The following is an 18,486-nucleotide window of genomic DNA, read 5'->3' on the forward strand; positions in this document are numbered from 1 at the left end:
GTTGCATACGTTCCATGGGGCCTCTGAAATTTATCAACATTGAGCTTGGTGATGGCCGTTGTTGGGGCGAAGCGGCCCTGTTCTGGTACGCGAATCGAGCGGGGAGCTGTGAATGCGTCGTTCGTTGTTACGCCGACGAATGTGTGTGTTGAGTAGTTATTTAACCGTTCTGACGGTATTGGTTTCAGGGGTCGGCGTGCCGGAAGGGCTGATGCCGCGCGCCTGGTCCAGTTCCGGCCAAACTTCGAATGTTGATTCTGCCGCCGATGTGGACACGCCCGTCCAGCAGACGGGTTCGGCGGCGGGACGGCCGCACCTGGTGCCGGCCGAGGCGACGCGGGCCGAGGTAAAGGGCCCTAAGTCCGGTAAGGGCACCGGGTCGGTGAAGCCGCCGAAGGGTGCCTTGCCGTTGGAGGTGCGGCACAAGGCGTCGAAGGAGCCGGCCAAGGGGGGGAACAAACCCTCCGCGTCGCCGCGGAGCCTCAGCGCCATGGCCGCGGGTGACTGCTACTACCCCCGGTGGGCGCCAGGCATCAACTACTCGTCCGGGACGACCGTCTCGTACTTCAACACCACGCAGGGGATGACGGAGGCGCACGATTTCTGGGCGCAGTCAGCCCCGGGCGGTCTGCCGCCGCTGACCACCAGCGCCTGGGTGGATATTGGACCGTGCTACGTGCCGCCGGCGCCAGAGCCGCCGTCTTTCATGGAGTTCTGGCCTGACGACGACGCTCAGGTGGGGACGCTGAAGCCGACGCTGGGCGCGTGGGCGGCCGCGCAGACCGGTTCGGTCAACTACTGGTTCCAGCTGTGCTCCGGGGACGGTCCCTCCAGCGCCTGGGACTGGTGCGTCAACAGCTCCTGGAACACCACCGGGACCTGGGATGTGAACTCTTCCCAGGTGAAGTGGGGTAAGAAGTACTGGTGGTCGGTGATCGCCGAGGACTCGGTGAACGGGCTGCAGGAAACCTCGTCATGGATGACGCTGACCGCCGAACCCGAGCAGCCCTCCATCAACTCGCTGCTGGGCGCCGGGTCGGATGGACATGAGTTCGACCCGGCGGCGGGTAACTACACCCAGGCATCGGTGGACGCCTCGGTGGCCACGATGGGGCCGCCGCTGACCACCACGCGTACCTACAACAGCCTGGACCCCCGTACCGACGGCATGTTCGGCGCCGGGTGGAGCACCCGGTGGGACATGCGCCTGGTCGAGGAGCCGCAGACCCAGACCGTACTGGTCACCTACCCCGATGGGCGGCAGTCGCGGTTCGGGTCATCGGGCAACGGTACCTACGTACCGCCGCAGGGCAGCTTCGCCACCCTGGCCACTGTCAGCGGTGGCGGCTGGCGGTTGATGGACAAATCAGCCACCTCCTACCTGTTCGACGCCCAGGGCCGGGTGACCAAGGTCACCGACAACCGCGGGCGCGCGCAGGATCTGACGTACGGCACAGACGGCAAGCTGACCACCGTGACGGCCACCGGCGGCCGGTCGCTGCACTTCACCTGGACCGGCGCCCACGCCACCTCGGTATCCACCGATCCGATCAATGGGACAGCGCAAAGCTGGAACTACACCTACGACGGGGACAAGCTGGTCAAGGTGTGCAGTCCGGGGTCGGCCACCGCGTGCACCACTTACATCTACGGTGACGCCTCCCGGTACAGCACCGGCATTGTGAACTCGATGCCGACCGGCTACTGGCGGCTGAACGAGGCCACCGGTTCGGCCGGTTCCACGGTCGCCGACGCGGTGGGCTGGAACCTGGGTGGCGAGGACGCCGAGTTCAGCGGCGGCACCTACAACGCCACCGTCGGCGTGGCCGGAGCACTGGGCGGGACCACCGACACCGCGATCAGGTTCAGCGGCACCTCGGCGAACAGTTCCTATGTGCAGCTCCCGCAGTCGGCGATCAGTGGCCGGGGCTCGCACCTGACGGTGGAGGCGTGGTTCAAGACGACCAACTCCGGTGTGGTGATCGGGCAGAGCGACACCGACACCGGCACACCGTCCGACTTCACCCCCGTGGTGTACGTGGGCACCGACGGCAAGCTGCGCGGCCGGTACTGGGCCGCCGGCGCGGCTGGACCGATCACCACCTCCGGCACGGTGAACAACGGTCAGTGGCACCATGTGGCGTTGTCGGGCGACGGCAGCACCCAGACGCTGTACCTGGACGGGCAGGCGGTCGGCACCCGCAGCGGCGCCATCGACCACCGCGACCAGGCGTACACGCGTGTCGGCTCGGGGTACGCCTCCTCCAGCTGGCCGTCCTCCACCGGCTCCACCCAGGTGTTCCCGTTCAAGGGTGACATCGACGAGGTGGCCGTCTTCGGCCGGTCGCTGCCTGCTGCCGAGATCAAGGCGCACTACCAGGCGGGCGTGGCCGGCGCGCAGATGACCAAGGCCACCCTGGCCTCGGGCCGGGTCTGGGCGGAGAACACCTACAACGCCAACGGCGGGCGCCTGCTGACCAACACCGACTCCGACGGCGGCCTGTGGAAGATCGGTGCCGTGCAGTACAGCGGGACCGGCGAGGGCGATTCGCTGGCCACGGTCACCGTGACCGACCCGCACAACGGCCTCGTGAGGTCGGTGTACGAGCCCACGCGTGGCATGCGGATCGTCAGCCACGCCGACCAGGTGTCCACGGCCCAGCCCCCCAACCAGGCCAAGAAGACGACCTACGAGTACGACACCGGCGGTTTCCCCTCCAAGATCACCGACCCGAACGGTAACACCACCCAGGTCACCCACGATGAGCGTGGCAATGATCTGAGCGTGACCACGTGCAGGTCCGCGGGAAACTGCCAGACCTCTTACACGTCCTACCACCTCAACACCTCCGACCCGTTCGACCCGCGCAACGACCGGGTGACCGCTTCCCGGGACGCGCGGTCGACCAGCTCCACGAGCAACACCTACGCCACCAAGTTCGAGTACACGGCGTTCGGTGAGAAGTCCAAGGAGACCACTCCGGCCACCACGGACTTCCCGAACGGCCGGTCGACCACCTACGCCTACACCGACGGCACCGAGCCGGCGGTCGGCGGCGGGACCACACCGGCCGGTCTCCTGAAGAGCGAGACCGATCCCAAGGGCAACGTGCGCGAGTTCGCCTACACCCTCGCGGGTGATCTGGCGAAGGTGACCGAGCCGACCGGGCTGGTCACCGAGCACACCTACGACGCCGTCGGCCGCAGGACCTCCACCAGCCAGATCTCCGGAGGTGAGGAAGACCCGCCGGCGTCCACGCTGTCGGACGACGGGCTGGTGGCGTCCTACGGGTTCAACGCCGGCAGCGGCACGGCGATCGCCGACGACTCCGGCCACTCCCAGGCCGGCACGGCCACCGACACCACCTGGTCCAATTCCGGCAAGTTCGGCAAGGCGCTGTCGTTCAACGGCACCTCCTCCTGGGTCACCGTGCCCGACTCCCCGTCGCTGCGGCTGTCGGACGGCATGACCGTGATGGCGTGGGTCAATCCGACCGTGCTGGACAACTGGCGCCAGGTGCTGATGAAGGAGTTCAACGGCGGCCTGTCGTATGCGTTGTACGCCTCCAACGGGTCCCAGCCCAACGGGTGGGCGGTCAACACCGGTGGCACCGAGGGCAGCGTCGACTCCAGCCAGAACATCCCCACCGGGACCTGGTCGCACCTAGCGCTGACCTACGACGGCTCGAAGCTGGCGTTCTACCTCAACGGCACCAAGACTGCCGAGACCAACTTCACCGGAGCGCTGCGCGCCGACGGCGGGCCGCTGCGGATCGGCGGCAACGGGACCTGGGGCGAGTACTTCACCGGCCTGATCGACGAGGTGCGGGTCTACAACCGGGCACTGTCGGAGTCGGAGATCCAGAACGACAAGGACACCGCCGTCACCGCACCGGACCCGACCGACCCGCCGGCCCCGACCGGTGCCACCACCAACACCACGACCTTCACCTACGACGCCTACGGCCGCGTCTCCAAGCAGACCGGTACCGGGGTGAAAAACCAGGTCAGCGATGTCACGCACACCGCCGAGACCCGCTACACCTACGACGTCGACGGCAACAAGCTGACTGAGACGCTGGCCGACCTGACCGGAGCCGACCCCAGCCGTACGATCACCTACGAGTACGACACTTACGGGCGCGTCAACAAGATCATCGACGCAGAGGGTGGAACGAAGCTGGCGACGTACGACCACAAGGGTCAGATGGTCAGCACCACCGACTTCGGCGGCGCGATGTACGACTACGGCTACACGCCGCGCGGCCAGCTTGCGTCGGTCACGCTGAAGGGCTGGACCAGCAGCCCGACCAACCCCCAGCCGGCACAAGACGTGGTGATCAAATCCTACGCCTACGACCCCGGCGGACGAATGGCCTCCCAAACCGACGCCATGGGCCGTAAGGTCCGCTACGCCTATTTCAACGACAACACCATGTCCGAGGAGACGGCCGAGCAGGTCAAGCTCAACGGTTCGGCGACGCCCGTCGATGTGATGCTGGCCTCCTCCCTCTACGACGGCGCGGGCAATCTCACTCGGAAGGTCACCGGAGGCGGGAAGGTTCGTGTCGACTACGTCTACGACGCCGCGGCACGGTTGACCTCCTCGACTTTGGATCCGGTCCAACTGGGCAGGAAGACCAGCTACGTGTATGACGCGAACAACAACATCATCGAGAAGACCTTGACAGCGACCGGCTCGTCAAGGACGGAGAAGACGTTTTACCAGTACGACGTGGGCAATCAGCTCACCCAGCAGACCGTGGAGAACGGCGCCTCCGACTTCACGACGTCGCGGACCGTCGACGACCGCGGCCTTATCACCGAGATCACCGACCCGCGAGGCAATGTCCCTGGTGCCACTCGGATGGACTACACGACGCTCATCACCTATGACGTCCTCGGCAGGACAACAACAGTGCAGGAGCCGCCGGTGAAGGTGGAGCGCAACGGCGCGGCGGCGGTCACGCAACGACCCACCTCCCGGATAGGTTACAACGCCGCAGGTGAAGAGACCCACCAGACCGATCCGGAGAACCGGAGCCTGGTAACCGCCTATGACAAGGCGGGACGGATCAGGTCTGTCACCGGCAGCCCGTACACGCCGCCCGGCGGGACGGCGGTGACTCCGCAGATCGCCCTGGGATATGACGCCGGCGGCCGAGTCATCACCTCGACCGACCCTCGAGGCAACGTCACCGACATCACCTACGACGTCCTAGGACGAAAGGTGCGCGTCACCGATCCGCCAGCGACACAGGGCGCGGCGCGCAGCACCTGGGACTATACCTACACCCTCACCGGAGAGATGCTCTCGACGACGGACCCGACTGGAGCCAGGACCGAGGCCACCTATGACGGGCTGAGCCGGCAGATCACCGCGACGAGGATCGAGCGTAAGCCCACCGCCGCCGCATTCACGACGAACGCCGAGTATGATCCGGCAGACCACCTGATCGCGGTCACACAACCCTCGGGCGACCGCATCCAACTGACGGTCAATGCGGCCGGAGAGGTCACCGGGCGGACCGACGCCCTGGGCCACTCCAGCACGTTCGGCTTCGATTTCGCGGGCCGTCAAATCTCGGTCACCGACGCACTCGGCAACAGCACCGTGGCCGAATATGACCTAGCGGGACGCAAGATCGCCACCAAGTACCTGAACTCCTCGGCCGCCGTGCAGCGCACGTACGGGTTCGGCTACGACGAAACCGGCAACCTCACCAGCCAGACGAGCCCGGAAGGCCACGTCACTCAACGCTCCTATGACGCCGCCAACCGGCTCGTCCGGCAGGTGGAGCCGGTATCCGCCTCGAAGGTCATCACCACGTCGTTCGGATACGACGCGGCGGGAGGCCGCACGCGCAGAACCGACGGACGCGGCAACGTCTTCCTCACCACCTACAACACCCTGGGAGTGGTGGAATCCCAAATCGAGCCCGCGACACAGGCGCACCCCAACCCGGCGGATCGCACCTGGACGGCCTCCTACGACGCGGCAGGCAACACGACCGGCGTTCTGCAACCCGGTAGTGTTCGCGTCACCAACAGCTACGACAACCTCAACCGGCTGATCTCCGCGCAGGGAAGCGGAGCGGAGGCCGCCACCCAGACCAGTACGTTCGACTATGACGACGCTGGTCGGCTGATCAGTGCGGGAGACCTGGCTTTCACGTTCAACGATCGTGGCCTGCTGCTGTCCACCGCCAAGGCGGGCACTCCCGGGACGCTGTCGACGTTCGGCTATGACGGCAACGACCGCCTCACCCAGCGGACCGACGCCGCCGGCACAGCCGTGTTCACCTACGATGCCGCCGACCGGCTCAAGACCATGATCGACCCGATCGCCAATGCCACCCTGACCTACGGCTACGACAACGCCGACCGGCTCACCGGCATCGACTACGGTGCGAACAAGGCTAAGCGTACCTACGTGTACGACGCGATGAGCCGCCTCACCAGTGACACGCTCAAGACCGCGGCAGGCGCGAACGTCGCCTCCATTGGCTACGGCTACGACCTGGATGACAACCTCACGACCAAGACGACCACGGGTATGGCCGGGGCCGGGACCAACACCTACACCTACGACCGCAGCAACCGCCTGATCTCTTGGACGGCCCCCGGCGGAGCGGTCACCGCCTACGAGTGGGATGACTCCGGCAACCGCACCAAGGCGGGTTCTAAAACCTACGCCTACGACGAGCGCAGCCGCCTGCTGTCCGGCGACGGGACGACCTACACCTACGCAGCCCGCGGGACCACCGCCACCCAGACCACGGGCAGCGTGACCAAGGTGCTCCAGTTCGACGCATTCGACCGGATGATCGCGGATGGACAGGCCACCTATATCTACGACGCCCTGAACCGGGTGACGAGCCGCGCACAAGGCACGGCCGTCAGCAAGCACCTCTATGGCGACCTCTCCAACGACATCGCCGCCACGACGGACGCGACCGGCACCAAGCTGGCGAGTTACAGCCGCAACGCCGCCGGTCAACTCACCAGCGTCTCCGACGCGTCCGGCGCGCGTCTCGCCTTGGCCGACCAGCATGGCGACGTCGTCGGCACCTTCGATTCCGCTGCCACCGCACTGGCCGACTCGGTCGCCTACAGCCCCTTCGGTGAAGAAACCGCGAGGAACGGCACTCGCCACGACGTCGGTTTCCAAGGCGAGTACACCGATCCGGCCACTGGCAAGGTGAACATGCACGCCCGCTGGTACCAACCGGTCACGGGAACCTTCGCCAGCCGTGACGAAGCCGATCTCAATCCCACCCCGTCTGTCCAGGCCAACCGCTACACCTACGCCAACGCGGACCCGCTGTCCAACACCGACCCGACGGGCCACTCCGCACGAGCCATCTACTGCAGCAACTGCCCCCAACCCCCTGCCGTGAAGATGCCGGGTGGATATATGTGCACCAACGGCATCTGCGTCCGGCCGGACTCCGTCGAGCAGTGGTGGAACGACTACATCAACTCTCCGGGGTTCGAGTACTACAACAATCCGCGCCTGTCCGACGAGGAGATCAAGAGGCTCGGCTACAAGTACATGCCCAACGGCAGGCCTGTAGAGGACAATGTGCCCTTCTGGGACATGAGCCCTGAGGCGCAGGAACTCTACATGCAGCGCTACCAGCCGACTCTGACCCCTGATGAGCACTTCGCACTCGCCGTCGACTCTATGGTCGCGGCCGATGACGAAGAGGGATTCGAGGCCCTGTACCTGGGCCTGCCCAGCGGCGGCAAGGGCGTGTCCTCCAAGAAGGTGTTCCGTGCGCTCAAATCGGCCAGGGACTTGTTCCAAACGCTCAAAGCGTGCCACTCCCACCTCGGCAGCAAGGGATGCAAGGTCGTGATCGCCGCTCAATGGGCGGCATTCATGAGTCAGGTCTGCGATAGAAACATGATCACGGGCCAGTGCATACCGACCAAAGTCGGCAGTATGCTGGGAGTATTCGGGATTCCAATCAAGCTCATGGCCTTCCTGTACGAAACGAACGGCGGGCTCACCAAGGAACAGTTCCATGAGGCGCTGTTGAAGTGGGCGAAGAAGGAGGGGGCCACCTGCGAGAAGGACCAGCAGTCGGGACTCACCGTATGCGGCGGGCTCAAGAGCGGAACACACTTCGGCAACAGTGGAACCACCTTGGGGGACATCCTGCTGACCGGGCGGCCCCTCAAGAACATCAGCCGCACATTCCTGAACCACGAGGCGGAGCACATGCGCCAGTGGAATTTCTACTACAACCATACGAAGTTTTGGCCGACGTTCCTTACCTACTACTTCGCGGAGATGATCAATAAGTTCGGCGATATCTGCGACAACATCTATGAGCGGCAAGCCGAGAAAAAGGGCAAGACCTACAACTGTTGATAGGTTCTCATGACTGGAAACAAGGACTTCCGATGGCGTCGGCGGTCATCAAGCGGGCTTTTCTTCCTCTTGGCGTGCGCGCTGCTGCTCACTGCGTGCATGCCACCGCTCGGGGATCGGTTTCCGCGCCCGGTCGGCGTAGGACGCTCGGACGACGGGCAGCTCAGATTCGTGATTCCGCTCTGCGCGGGTGAGGCCATCTCCTCGTTCGCGGCGGCGGACCACCGGACCGAACAGCCTGTATGGAAGGTTTCACGGCCGACTCGACCGAACATGAACACGATCGTTCTCGGAAACGCTCAAGAATTCGCGGAACAGGAAACCCCTCTCGCCTCGCCGTTGCCGTCCAACCTCAACGTCAGCGCGACGCTGACGAGCGATCTCGTGGTCGAATCCGCGTTCACGCTGGATCAGATACCAGAGGACCTCGCGGGCACTGCCCAGGTGGTGAACATGATCGGAAAGGGGACTGCTGAACCGGAGAAGGAATTCCTACGGCAGGCCGACGCCGACTACTGCTGACTCAGCGCCGGTGAGGAAAACCTGGAAGAACGCGTCACTGTGCTGCAGCGCGAGCCGGCAGGGCGTGACCCACGCAGGATGGCCCGTGACCAGCACGGATGTACAGACCCCTGCCAAGCCCGGCCCACAGGCTCGGCAGTCTGGGCAGAACGTTCTGAACGGGACGACCCCAGGGGCGCTCATGCTCCGGGGTCGTCTTCCGTCCTGTCCGTCTGGCCGCATGGGTGGCCCGAGTCAGGCAGCGGAGGTCGTCGATCAGCGATCGGCGTTCACGCCGCTCGCGCGCCACGGTGTCCTCCAAGGCGCGGCGCTGGGCGCGCTCGGTATCGACGGTGTTGTACGGCGTCACCTCGCGCGACAGCGTCACCCAGAACTTCGTCACGTCGCTCAGGAGCCTGCCGGCGGAGGCCTGGGCCGCCAATGCCGACCGCACCCCGCCAGGACGGGACCGGCGGCACCGTGGACAAGGTGTTGGTCGGCGGCGCCGCCGGAACGACGCTGGGCCAGCCGACCGCCTTGAGGGACCGGCACCGGCACATCGGGAAGTCGCTCGCGGGCGGCGCTTTCATCGGCGTACAGGGTCAGCGGGGTGAGCCAGTCTGACTGTCGTACTGAACGCGGGCGTTGATCAGCCAGGCGTCGCGTACGCCCGGCTCGTCCCCCAGGGGCTCCTGGTCGAGCTGGTCGACGCGCTCGCCCCTGGTATTCACCTTGATCGGCTGCCACGCCCTGGTGCTCTCCACCACCAGCGCGGCACCACTTCTTGTAGCAATGGAGCTACTATCGGTCTCCGATCAGCAGAAGGCATCGTTTCTTCTGGAGCCTTTGGGGCAGGCCGCCATCTTCAACGAAGAGTTGAAGAATGCCGTTGAGGTCGCGCGTACGAAACTCGGCGATCCGGACTCCCTGTTGTCCGTGTCGTTGAGCGCTCTGCGCACGCAGCGCGCTTTCAGAGCTCGTCGACGGTGTCCGCCGCGTCCACGCGCGGGCGCCACCGTCCTGTGCTTTCCCCGGCTTAGTAGTAGTACGGGAAGCGTTCCCAGTCAGGGGGGCGCTTCTCGAGGAAGGCGTCGCGGCCCTCTACGGCCTCGTCGGTCATGTAGGCCAGGCGGGTGGCCTCGCCGGCGAAGACCTGTTGGCCGACCAGGCCGTCGTCGATCAGGTTGAAGGCGAACTTCAGCATGCGCTGGGCCTGGGGGGACTTGCCGATGACCTTCCAGCCCCACTCCAGGGCGGTGGCCTCCAGGTCGGCGTGCGGGACGACGCGGTTGACCGCGCCCATGGCGTGCATCTCGGCGGCCGTGTAGTCCTCGCCGAGGAAGAAGATCTCGCGGGCGAACTTCTGGCCGGTCATGCGGGCCAGGTACGCCGAGCCGTACCCGGCGTCGAAGGAGCCCACGTCGGCGTCGGTCTGCTTGAACCGGGCGTGCTCCGCCGAGGCCAGCGTCAGATCGCACACCACGTGCAGCGAGTGCCCGCCGCCCGCAGCCCACCCGGGCACGACCGCGATGACGACCTTCGGCATCATGCGGATCAGCCGCTGCACCTCCAGGATGTGCAGGCGCCCCGCCCGTGCCGGGTCGATCGTGTCGGAGGTCTCCCCGCTCGCGTACTGGTACCCCGACCGCCCGCGGATCCGCTGGTCGCCGCCGGAGCAGAACGCCCAGCCGCCGTCCTTGGGCGAGGGCCCGTTCCCGGTGAGCAGCACGCACCCGACATCGGAGCTCATGCGCGCGTGGTCCAGCGCCCGGTACAACTCGTCCACCGTGTGCGGCCGGAAGGCGTTACGCACCTCCGGCCGGTCGAACGCGACGCGCACGACCCGCTTGCCGGAGCGCGCCTCCGCCGACCGGTGGTAGGTGATGTCGGTGAAGCCGAACCCCTCGACCTCACGCCACGCGGACGGGTCGAACAGCTCGGACACGTTGATGTCAGCCACGTCCGCAGGGTAGCGGGTCCCCCGCGCCTCCACCCGAGCCCGGCCATCCGCTCCTCCCCAGGCCGCGCCCGTTCCCCTCGCGGTCGTACGTCCTCGGTCGCCTCGGCCACCAGGGAGAATCGGTGGGGCGTGTGCGACTGTCGGTGCCGTCGAATACCGTCTTGGGCGGTGGCCGGACGTGGTCCGGTCGCCTTCGGGTTCGAGGATCGGCGGGGGGAGCCGGGTGGCCGGGTATCGGGCGTTCAGCCTCGATTCGCTCGCGGTGAGCGACAGGTTGAAGCTCTTCAACTTCACCCGCCGCGACGACCATGTCGCGTACCTGTGGGTGCTGCGGGCCATGGACCGGCTGCGCGAGGTGCATCAGGTGCAGGTCGACGGTGAGCAGGTCGGGGCGGCGCTGGCCGAGCTGGCCAGGCTGCACGACGAGCTTCCGTTCCCGGCCGACGTCCGCCTGCGCGACCGGCTCGACGCCCTCCACGACGACGGCGTGGTGCACCGCTTCGACGACGCCTCCCGGGCCGGCACCCTGGTGCGCTACCGCAACCGCCAGTCGGTGTACCAGTTCAGCGAGCTCGGCTACTGGGCGTACACCGCGGTCGAGGGCCTGCTGGCCACGCGCATCCAGGACGCCAACCTGTCCCGCCTGGTGTTCTCCGACATCCTCGAAGACCTGCGGGAGCTGGCGGTCGCCAACCGGTCGGGGGAGGCCGAGCAGGTCTACCGCAGGCTGTCCCGCCTGGACTCGGTCATGGAGGACATGGGGCGCCGCTCCGCGCACTTCCACGTCACGCTGGGCGAGATCATGCGGTCCACCGACACCTCGCCGGACACCTTCCTGCGGCACAAGAACGCGCTGCTCGCGCACATGTCCGACTTCATGTCCGAGCTGGACCGCTACCTGCCGCGCCTGGACCGCGCCGTGCGCGAGGTCGAGGCCACCGGGCTCATCACGCTGCTGTCCCGCGCCGCCGACGCCGACGAGCGCCCGTTCATGACCTTCCCCGATCGTCTGGAGGACTGGCGGCGGCGCTGGACGGCGCTGCGGGCGTGGTTCACCGCGGACGGCGGCGAGACCTCGCGCGCGGGCGAGCTGCGGCACGCCACGCGCACGGCCGTCTCCGGGGTGATCGCGCTGCTGCGGCAGATCACCGAGGCGCAGCGTGGCGGTGTCAACCGGGCCACCCAGCTCCGGCATCTGGCCGAATGGGTGCACAACGTTCCCGACGAGGGCGCCGCGCACGCGCTGATGGGCGCCGCGTTCAACACGCGATCGGCGCGGCACGCCGGAGGGGCACATGACGACGACGAGCAGATCTCGCCCCGCGCCACGTGGTGGGACGCGCCAGGCGTCGAGATCTCGGTGACGTTGTTCCGCACCGGCAGGGCGCCCACTCCGGGCGTGCCGCAGCCGGTCCGCGCCAACAGGGGAGCGCGCGCCGCCCTGCGCCGCGGCCAGGCCGCCGCGCGCGCCGCCGAGCGCGAGGCCGCGGCCGGTCTGGCGGACCTCGGCGCCTACGGGCGCGTCCTGGACGAGACCGAGACCCGCGTCCTGCTCAAGCTGCTCACCCGCGCGCTCGAAAGCAGGACCGTCGTGAAAGGGCTGGTGCGGGGCGCCTCGGGCTCGGGCGACGCCATGGCGATCCGCCTGGTCCCCTCCGACACCGGGAGCACGATCGCCACCTCCCAAGGTCTGCTGCACCTCCCCGGCTTCCGCGTCGAACTCACGGGCCGCCTCCGAGGAGGCGGGCGATGACGCCGCCGCGGGCGGCACGGGACGTCCAGCCCGCCGACCTCGGGTCCTACCAGCAGGCGGTGCGGCGGGTCATGACCTGTGACCTGATAACCGCCGGCCGCCCCCGCGCCGGCGTGCTCGACAACGTGCTGCGCTGGGCCGACGAGATGGCCCGCGACTTCCGCGAGCTGTTCGGCTACACGCTGATCGCCACGACCCACCAGGTGCGGCTCGTGCGCAGGCTGGACACGCTCGACCCCACCCAGCGGTCCGTCTTCGCCAGGAAGGGCAAGCCGTTCGACCGCCGCAGGCTGGCCTACCTGTGCCTGGTGCTCGCCTCCTTCCAGCGCTCCCGCATCGAGATCAGCCTGGCCGATCTCGTCCGGGCCTTCACGCCCTCCGCCAACGCCATCGACGGCCTCGGGTTCGACCCCACGGTCGGCGCGCACAAAGCCGCCGTCGTGGACGTCCTGGACTGGCTGGTCGACCGCGGCGCGCTTCGTCTGTCCGACGGCTCCCTGGAGTCCTGGGTGCGCGACACCGAGAACGGCGACGCGCTCTACGACATCGACCACGAGGTGTGCGGGGTGCTGTTCCGTCCGGCGCGGCCGCCGCAACACCTCACCAGCGTGGCCGGTCTGCTCACCGAGCCGCCCACGCCGGACATGTCCCGTACGGCGGCCGCGCGCCGCGCCCGGCGACTGCTGCTGGAACACCCCGTCGTCTACTACGCCGACCTCACCCCCGAGATCGCCGCCGCGCTGCGCGAGCCGGGCCTCGCCGAGGACGTCGCGCGCTTCACCGGGCTGGTCGTCGAGCGGCGCGCGGAGGGCGTCATGCTGGCGGACACCGCCGGGGTCTTCACCGACCGCCCGTTCCCCGGACGGGGCGGCGCCGTGAACCGCACCGCGGGACTGTTGCTCGCGAAGATCGCCGACCTGCTCGAAGACCCCGCGCACACCCCGGTGCTCCTCCCGGTCCCGTCGCTCGCCGGCGACCACGCCGCGCTCCTGGAGCGGGTGGACGCCGGGCTGCCCCGGCACGGCGTCGTCGCCGAGCTGGCCTGGGCCCCCGACCCCGGCCCCGCACGTGACGAGGGCCCGGCCGCCGAGGCGCCGCTGGTGGAGCTCAGCGTGCTCGACGTGATGATGGACGAGCTGTTCGACGAGTTCGGGGCCGCCTCCTTCAGCGGCGTCTGGCAGCACGACCCCCACGGCCTGCTGTCGGCCGCCCTGGCCTTCCTCGCCGACCTGTCGCTGGTCCGCCCGGTCCCCGGCGGCGTCCTGGTGCTGCCGGCCGCGTACCGGTACCGCAACATCAGGGCGGCCCTGCCGGAGCGGCCGCAGGACGACCGGCTTCCGCTGGAACTGCCCGGCATGACCGACACATCCGTGAGCGACGAGGAGCCCCGGCCATGACCGACCGGTTCAAGCCCGCCCGCGCCGGCGTGATCAACGTCTGGGACTACGTGGACGAGGAGTTCGTCTTCGCCGACGGCCGCCTCGTGCTGCGCGGGCACAACGGCTCCGGCAAGACCAAGGCGCTGGAGGTGCTGTTCCCCTTCATCCTGGACGGCGTCGCCGACGCCCGGCGGCTCGACCCGTTCAGCGGCGAGAACCGCACGATGAAGTCCAACCTGCTGTACCGCGGCCAGGAAGCCGAGTACGGCTACGTCTGGATGGAGTTCGCCCGCGTCCCGGGCGGGACTCGCGAGCCCGCCGAGAGCACCGGGGGGAACGCCGGGTCCTCCGGCACCGCGGAAACCGTCACGCTGATCATCGGCCTGCGCGCGCACCGCAACCGCGACGGCGTGCGCAGCTCGTTCTTCGTCACCGGCCGCCGGCTCGGCGTCGACTTCGGCCTGCTGGCGCCGGACGGCCGGCCGCTCACCGAGAACCAGCTCAAGGCGATCCTCGAACCGGGCGCGTTCTCCGCCACCGCCACCGAATACCGCGCAGCCGTGGACGCGCGGCTGTTCGGGCTCGGCCGCGAGCGCTACGGCCAGCTCCTGGACCTGCTGCTGGCCCTGCGCCGCCCGCTGCTGGCCAAGGACCTCGACCCCGGCAAGGTCTCCGACACGCTCACCTCCGGGCTGAGCCCCGTCGACGACGTCCTCGTCGACCAGGCGGCCCGCGACTTCGAGAACCTCGCCGCCGTGCAGCGGCAGTTCGACGACTTCACCATCGCCGACACGGCCGTGCGCGCCTTCCTCGCCGACTACACCGAATACCTGCGTACCCACGCCACCTACCGGCTCGGGCGCATCACCGCGGCGAGCGGCGTCGCCGTCGAGCACGCCCGCGCCGTGGCCCTGGCCGCCGCCGAGCTGCGCCGCGCGGGCGGCGCCCACGAACGGGCCGCCCGCGCCCGCGAGCTGGCCGAGACCGAACGGCAGGGGCTGGAGGCCCGGGAGGCCGCGCTGCGCGCGCACGACGCCTACCGTGCGCAGAGCCGGCTGGAACTCCAGCGCCGGCAGATCGCCAGAGGCCGCGACGAGATCGCCGCCGAACGCCGCCGCCTCTCCGGAGTCGCCGACGACCTGGAGGAGCTGGCGCGCGAGGCCGGCGAGATCGCCGACCGGCTCGAACGCGCCACCGTCACCACGGCCCGCCTGTCCACCGAGCTGACCGAGGTGGCCGAACGCGCGGGCATCGCCTTCGACGGTGACGGCGCCGCGGACACCGGCGACGATCTCCCGATCACGGCCAAGGCGCGCGCCGCGGCCCGCCGCGACGACGTCGCGGAGGCGCGCCACCGGCTCCGCCTCGCCGCGGACGCCGACCTGCGGCGCCGCCGCGCCGACGAGGAACTGGCCGACGCCGCGACGGCGGTCACGGACGGCGAGGTCCAGTGCGCGGAGGCCGAGACCCGCCTGGGCGAGGCCCGCGCCGCCACTCGCGAGGCGCTACGGCGCTGGGCCGACCAGTGGCCCGACGGCCGGACGGCCGGACCTTCGGCGGCGACGGCGGCCGATGACGCCGGGACCATCGCGGCGCCGCTGGAGGACGGCTCCGGTACCGCCGTGGTGCGGGACGGTGTCGCGATCTGGACGGTGGCCGGTCCCGGGGATGTGGAGGCGTTGAGCGAGGCCGTCGAGCGGCTCGGCGAGCCGGGCGCGCCCACGTTGCTGGAGATCTTCGCGGCGCGGACGGATGGGCGGCGGTTGGAGTGCGCCGGTCACGTCGAACGGCTCCGGGCTCAGATCGTCGGCCTGGACGCCGAGCTGGAGCGTCTGAGCGGGGAGCGCGCCGAGATCGAGGCCGAGCGCGACGACGCTCCGCCCTCCGGCGACCTGCGCACCGCGGAGCGCGAGGGCCGGCCCGGTGCGCCCTTGTGGCGGCTGGCGAGGTTCGCGGAGCCGGTCGAGGCCCGCCGGGCGGCGGGCGTCGAGGGCGCTTTGTACGGCGCCGGCATGCTGACGGCCTGGGTGCACCCCGATCCCGATCTCACCGCCGCCGCGGTACTGGCCGCGGAGTCCGACGGCTACCTCGTGCCACTACCACCGGAGCACCGCCCGGACGGTCCCACCCTCGCCGACGTCCTCGTGCCGGACGACCAGGACCTGGTACCCGCCGAGGTGATCACGGCAGTGCTGCGTTCTGTCGCCCTGACCGACGAACTGACCGGGCTTCCCGCGGGCGTCGCGCCTGTGGTCACGGCGGGGGCGCAGTTCGGCCACGGCGTGCTCGTCGGGGCACGGCCCAAGAGGGCCCCCGAGTACATCGGCGCGACCAATCGGGCCAACCGGAGGCGTGAACGCCTCGCCGAGTACGACGCGCTCATCGCCGGTCACAGGAAGGAGCGCGAGGTCACGGCGGGCGAGCTGGCGCGGGCGGGCGCGGCGCTGGAGGACTTCCGCCGCGCCCGGGACACGCTGCCCGCCATCGAGCCGATCAGCGGGGCCGTGCGCAGTCTCGCGCACCAGTCCACCTTGCTGGCCGCCGCGCGCACGACGTGGGAGCGGCGCCGTAAGGCTCTGGACTCGGCGGTCGCCGAGGTGGACGCCCAGCGCCGCCGCCTGCGCCAGGTGGCCGCCGAGCGTGGCACCCCGACCGAGGCGGACGCCATCGACGCGGTCGCGCGGGCGGTGGACGACTTCGAGCGCGTCGCGAACGCCCTGCACGCCGAACGCGGGCAGGCGGTGACCATCGAGCGGGACCTCGCCGCGCGCCAGGCGTCGGTCGCGCGGCAGCGGGAACGGCATGCCACCGAGACCACGGCGCTTCAGGCCAAGGAGAACGAGCACAACGCGGCCGTGGCGGAGCTCGCCGCGTACGAGGAGGCGCTCGACGCCCCGCTCAAAGAGGTGATCGCCCAGCTCGACGAGGTGGAGCGGCTGCTGAAGGAGGTCAGGGCGCGGGAGTCCGAGGCCGTGGTGGAGGTGTCCCGCGAGCACGACGCGGTGATCAGGGCCGAGAACGACCTCAAGCACGGGAGCACGTCCCTCGCCGAGTCCTTCGCCCACCTGTTCGAGCACACGACGTCGTTCGCCCCGTACGCCCATGGCGACCTGCGCCCGATGCTGGGCGTCTCCGCGACCACCCCCTGGCCCGCCGACGCCGACCGCTTCGACCCGATCAGCGCCGCCGAGTCCGTCGTCACCACCCTCGCCCGCACTCCCGCCGCGGCCCCGCCGCCCTCCGGCGATTCGCCCGAGGCCGGGGCGGGCCGGGTGGACGAGGTGGTGTGGGCGGCGCTGCCGGGCGGGGTGGCCGGGTTGCTGGACGAGTTCCGGGGCGCGCTCGGTGGAGGGCGGGCCGTTTCCGAGAGCGCGCTGAAGCAGGCGTCCAGCCGGATGTCGGCCGCGTTGCGGGTGTTCCAGGAGGCCCTGGACTCGTGCGGTGAGGACTACCGGCTCGACCACGACCCGGGCGCGGCCGGTGTCGTCATGGTGTACGTCAACGACGAGGGCGGGCGCAACCCGGTCGCCGCCTTCGCCCGGCGCATCGCCGACCGCGTCGGGGAGCAGGGGGTGCTGCTGGAGGAGCGCGAGCGAACCGTCCTGGAGAACGAGCTGCTCGCCGGCCTCGCCCAGCAGATCCACGACCGCGTCCTGGCCGCCAGGGACCTCGTCGTCGGCATGAACGACGACCTGCGGTCCCGCCGGATGTCCTCGGGGACGGGCATCGGCATCCGCTGGAGCCGCTCGGACAAGATCACCGATCGGCAGCGCGCCGCGGCGCGGCTCCTCGAACGCGACGCGCAGGGGCTCGGCCCGGCGGGGCTGGCGGAGCTGCGCGCCCTGCTGCGCGAGATGATCCGCGACTACCGCGCCGCCCATCCCCGCGCCACCTACCGGCAGGCGCTCGCGGAGGTCCTGGACTACCGCGTCTGGTACACCTTCGAGCTGCGGCTCGTGGTGCCCGGCGAGGAGGAGGTGCGGCTGACCAAGGCCAAGCACGAGCAGATGTCCGGCGGCGAGAAGTCGGCGGCCATCCACCTCCCGCTGTTCGCGGCGGCGAACGCCCTGTACTCCTCGGCCAAGCCGACGTGCCCGCGGACGATCGCGCTGGACGAGGCGTTCGCCGGCATCGACGACCGCTACAAGCCCGAGCTTCTCGGCCTGACCGTCACGTTCGACCTCGATCTCTTCATGACCGGCCACGATCTGTGGGTGCACTTCGACACCGTGCCCATGGCCGCCCACTACGACATGCACCACGACAAGGGCGCCCACACGGTCTCGGCCATGCTGATGGTCTGGGACGGCACGCACACGATCGACGCCGACGCCGCCTTCTCCGGCAACGACGACCTGGCCACGACGCTCCTCGGCATCCGCCCGAGCCGCCTCACCCCCACCTCCGCGGACAACCCTCTGCTGGCCGCGCTGGAGTCATTGAGCGTCCCTGACTCTCCCGACGATGAGGACCACGTCCGCGGCGGTGACGTATGACCTTCCGCCGGTAGTCG

At 69.2% G+C, this 18,486-nt stretch carries 8 protein-coding genes; 5 read left to right on the forward strand and 3 right to left on the reverse strand.

Features of this window, described 5'->3' with window-relative positions; genetic code table 11:
- Positions 1 to 196 precede the first annotated feature (196 nt).
- Both BJ981_RS18340 and BJ981_RS18345 read left to right on the forward strand, forming a co-directional pair.
- Positions 197 to 8,380, forward strand: a complete 8,184-nt coding sequence (locus tag BJ981_RS18340; RefSeq protein ID WP_184612539.1) for a LamG-like jellyroll fold domain-containing protein — start codon at positions 197 to 199, stop codon at positions 8,378 to 8,380.
- Between the two features lie 9 nt (positions 8,381 to 8,389).
- A complete protein-coding gene (locus BJ981_RS18345) occupies positions 8,390 to 8,902 on the forward strand; it encodes a hypothetical protein (protein ID WP_184612540.1) in 513 nt (170 codons plus the stop codon).
- A 34-nt stretch (positions 8,903 to 8,936) separates the two neighbouring features.
- On the opposite strand, the gene BJ981_RS18350 is transcribed toward BJ981_RS18345, so the two are convergent.
- The 3 genes from BJ981_RS18350 to BJ981_RS18360 form a co-directional block, all read right to left on the reverse strand.
- Positions 8,937 to 9,284: a hypothetical protein gene (locus BJ981_RS18350; protein WP_184612541.1), complete on the reverse strand. Its 348-nt coding sequence runs from the start codon at positions 9,282 to 9,284 to the stop codon at positions 8,937 to 8,939.
- Between the two features lie 199 nt (positions 9,285 to 9,483).
- Positions 9,484 to 9,645, reverse strand: a complete 162-nt coding sequence (locus BJ981_RS18355) for a hypothetical protein (protein ID WP_184612542.1) — start codon at positions 9,643 to 9,645, stop codon at positions 9,484 to 9,486.
- Positions 9,646 to 9,917: 272 nt separating this feature from the next.
- Positions 9,918 to 10,832 carry a 1,4-dihydroxy-2-naphthoyl-CoA synthase gene (locus BJ981_RS18360; RefSeq protein WP_443729002.1) on the reverse strand — a complete coding sequence of 305 codons (915 nt, stop codon included), beginning with the start codon at positions 10,830 to 10,832 and terminating at the stop codon, positions 9,918 to 9,920.
- A 271-nt stretch (positions 10,833 to 11,103) separates the two neighbouring features.
- On the opposite strand from BJ981_RS18360, the gene BJ981_RS18365 reads away from it, so the two are divergent.
- The 3 genes from BJ981_RS18365 to BJ981_RS18375 are packed head-to-tail and all read left to right on the forward strand — an operon-like array spanning position 11,104 to position 18,469.
- Positions 11,104 to 12,594, forward strand: a complete 1,491-nt coding sequence (locus BJ981_RS18365; protein WP_239139217.1) for a TIGR02677 family protein — start codon at positions 11,104 to 11,106, stop codon at positions 12,592 to 12,594.
- Entirely contained in the window at positions 12,591 to 13,991 is a 1,401-nt protein-coding gene (locus tag BJ981_RS18370; protein WP_184612545.1) for a DUF2398 family protein, read from the forward strand. The genes BJ981_RS18365 and BJ981_RS18370 overlap by 4 nt, the downstream gene beginning before the upstream one ends.
- Positions 13,988 to 18,469: an SbcC/MukB-like Walker B domain-containing protein gene (locus BJ981_RS18375; protein WP_184612546.1), complete on the forward strand. Its 4,482-nt coding sequence runs from the start codon at positions 13,988 to 13,990 to the stop codon at positions 18,467 to 18,469. Before BJ981_RS18370 ends, BJ981_RS18375 begins: the two co-directional genes overlap by 4 nt.
- The last annotated feature ends 17 nt before the right edge of the window (positions 18,470 to 18,486 follow it).

It is taken from the genome of Sphaerisporangium krabiense (genome assembly GCF_014200435.1).
Taxonomy (GTDB): domain Bacteria; phylum Actinomycetota; class Actinomycetes; order Streptosporangiales; family Streptosporangiaceae; genus Sphaerisporangium; species Sphaerisporangium krabiense.

Coding starts and splice junctions, on each gene's coding strand:
- BJ981_RS18375 (WP_184612546.1), top strand. CDS start 13,988: ATGACCGACCGGTTCAAGCCCGCCCGCGCCGGCGTGATCAACGTCTGG.
- BJ981_RS18370 (WP_184612545.1), top strand. CDS start 12,591: ATGACGCCGCCGCGGGCGGCACGGGACGTCCAGCCCGCCGACCTCGGG.
- BJ981_RS18345 (WP_184612540.1), top strand. CDS start 8,390: ATGACTGGAAACAAGGACTTCCGATGGCGTCGGCGGTCATCAAGCGGG.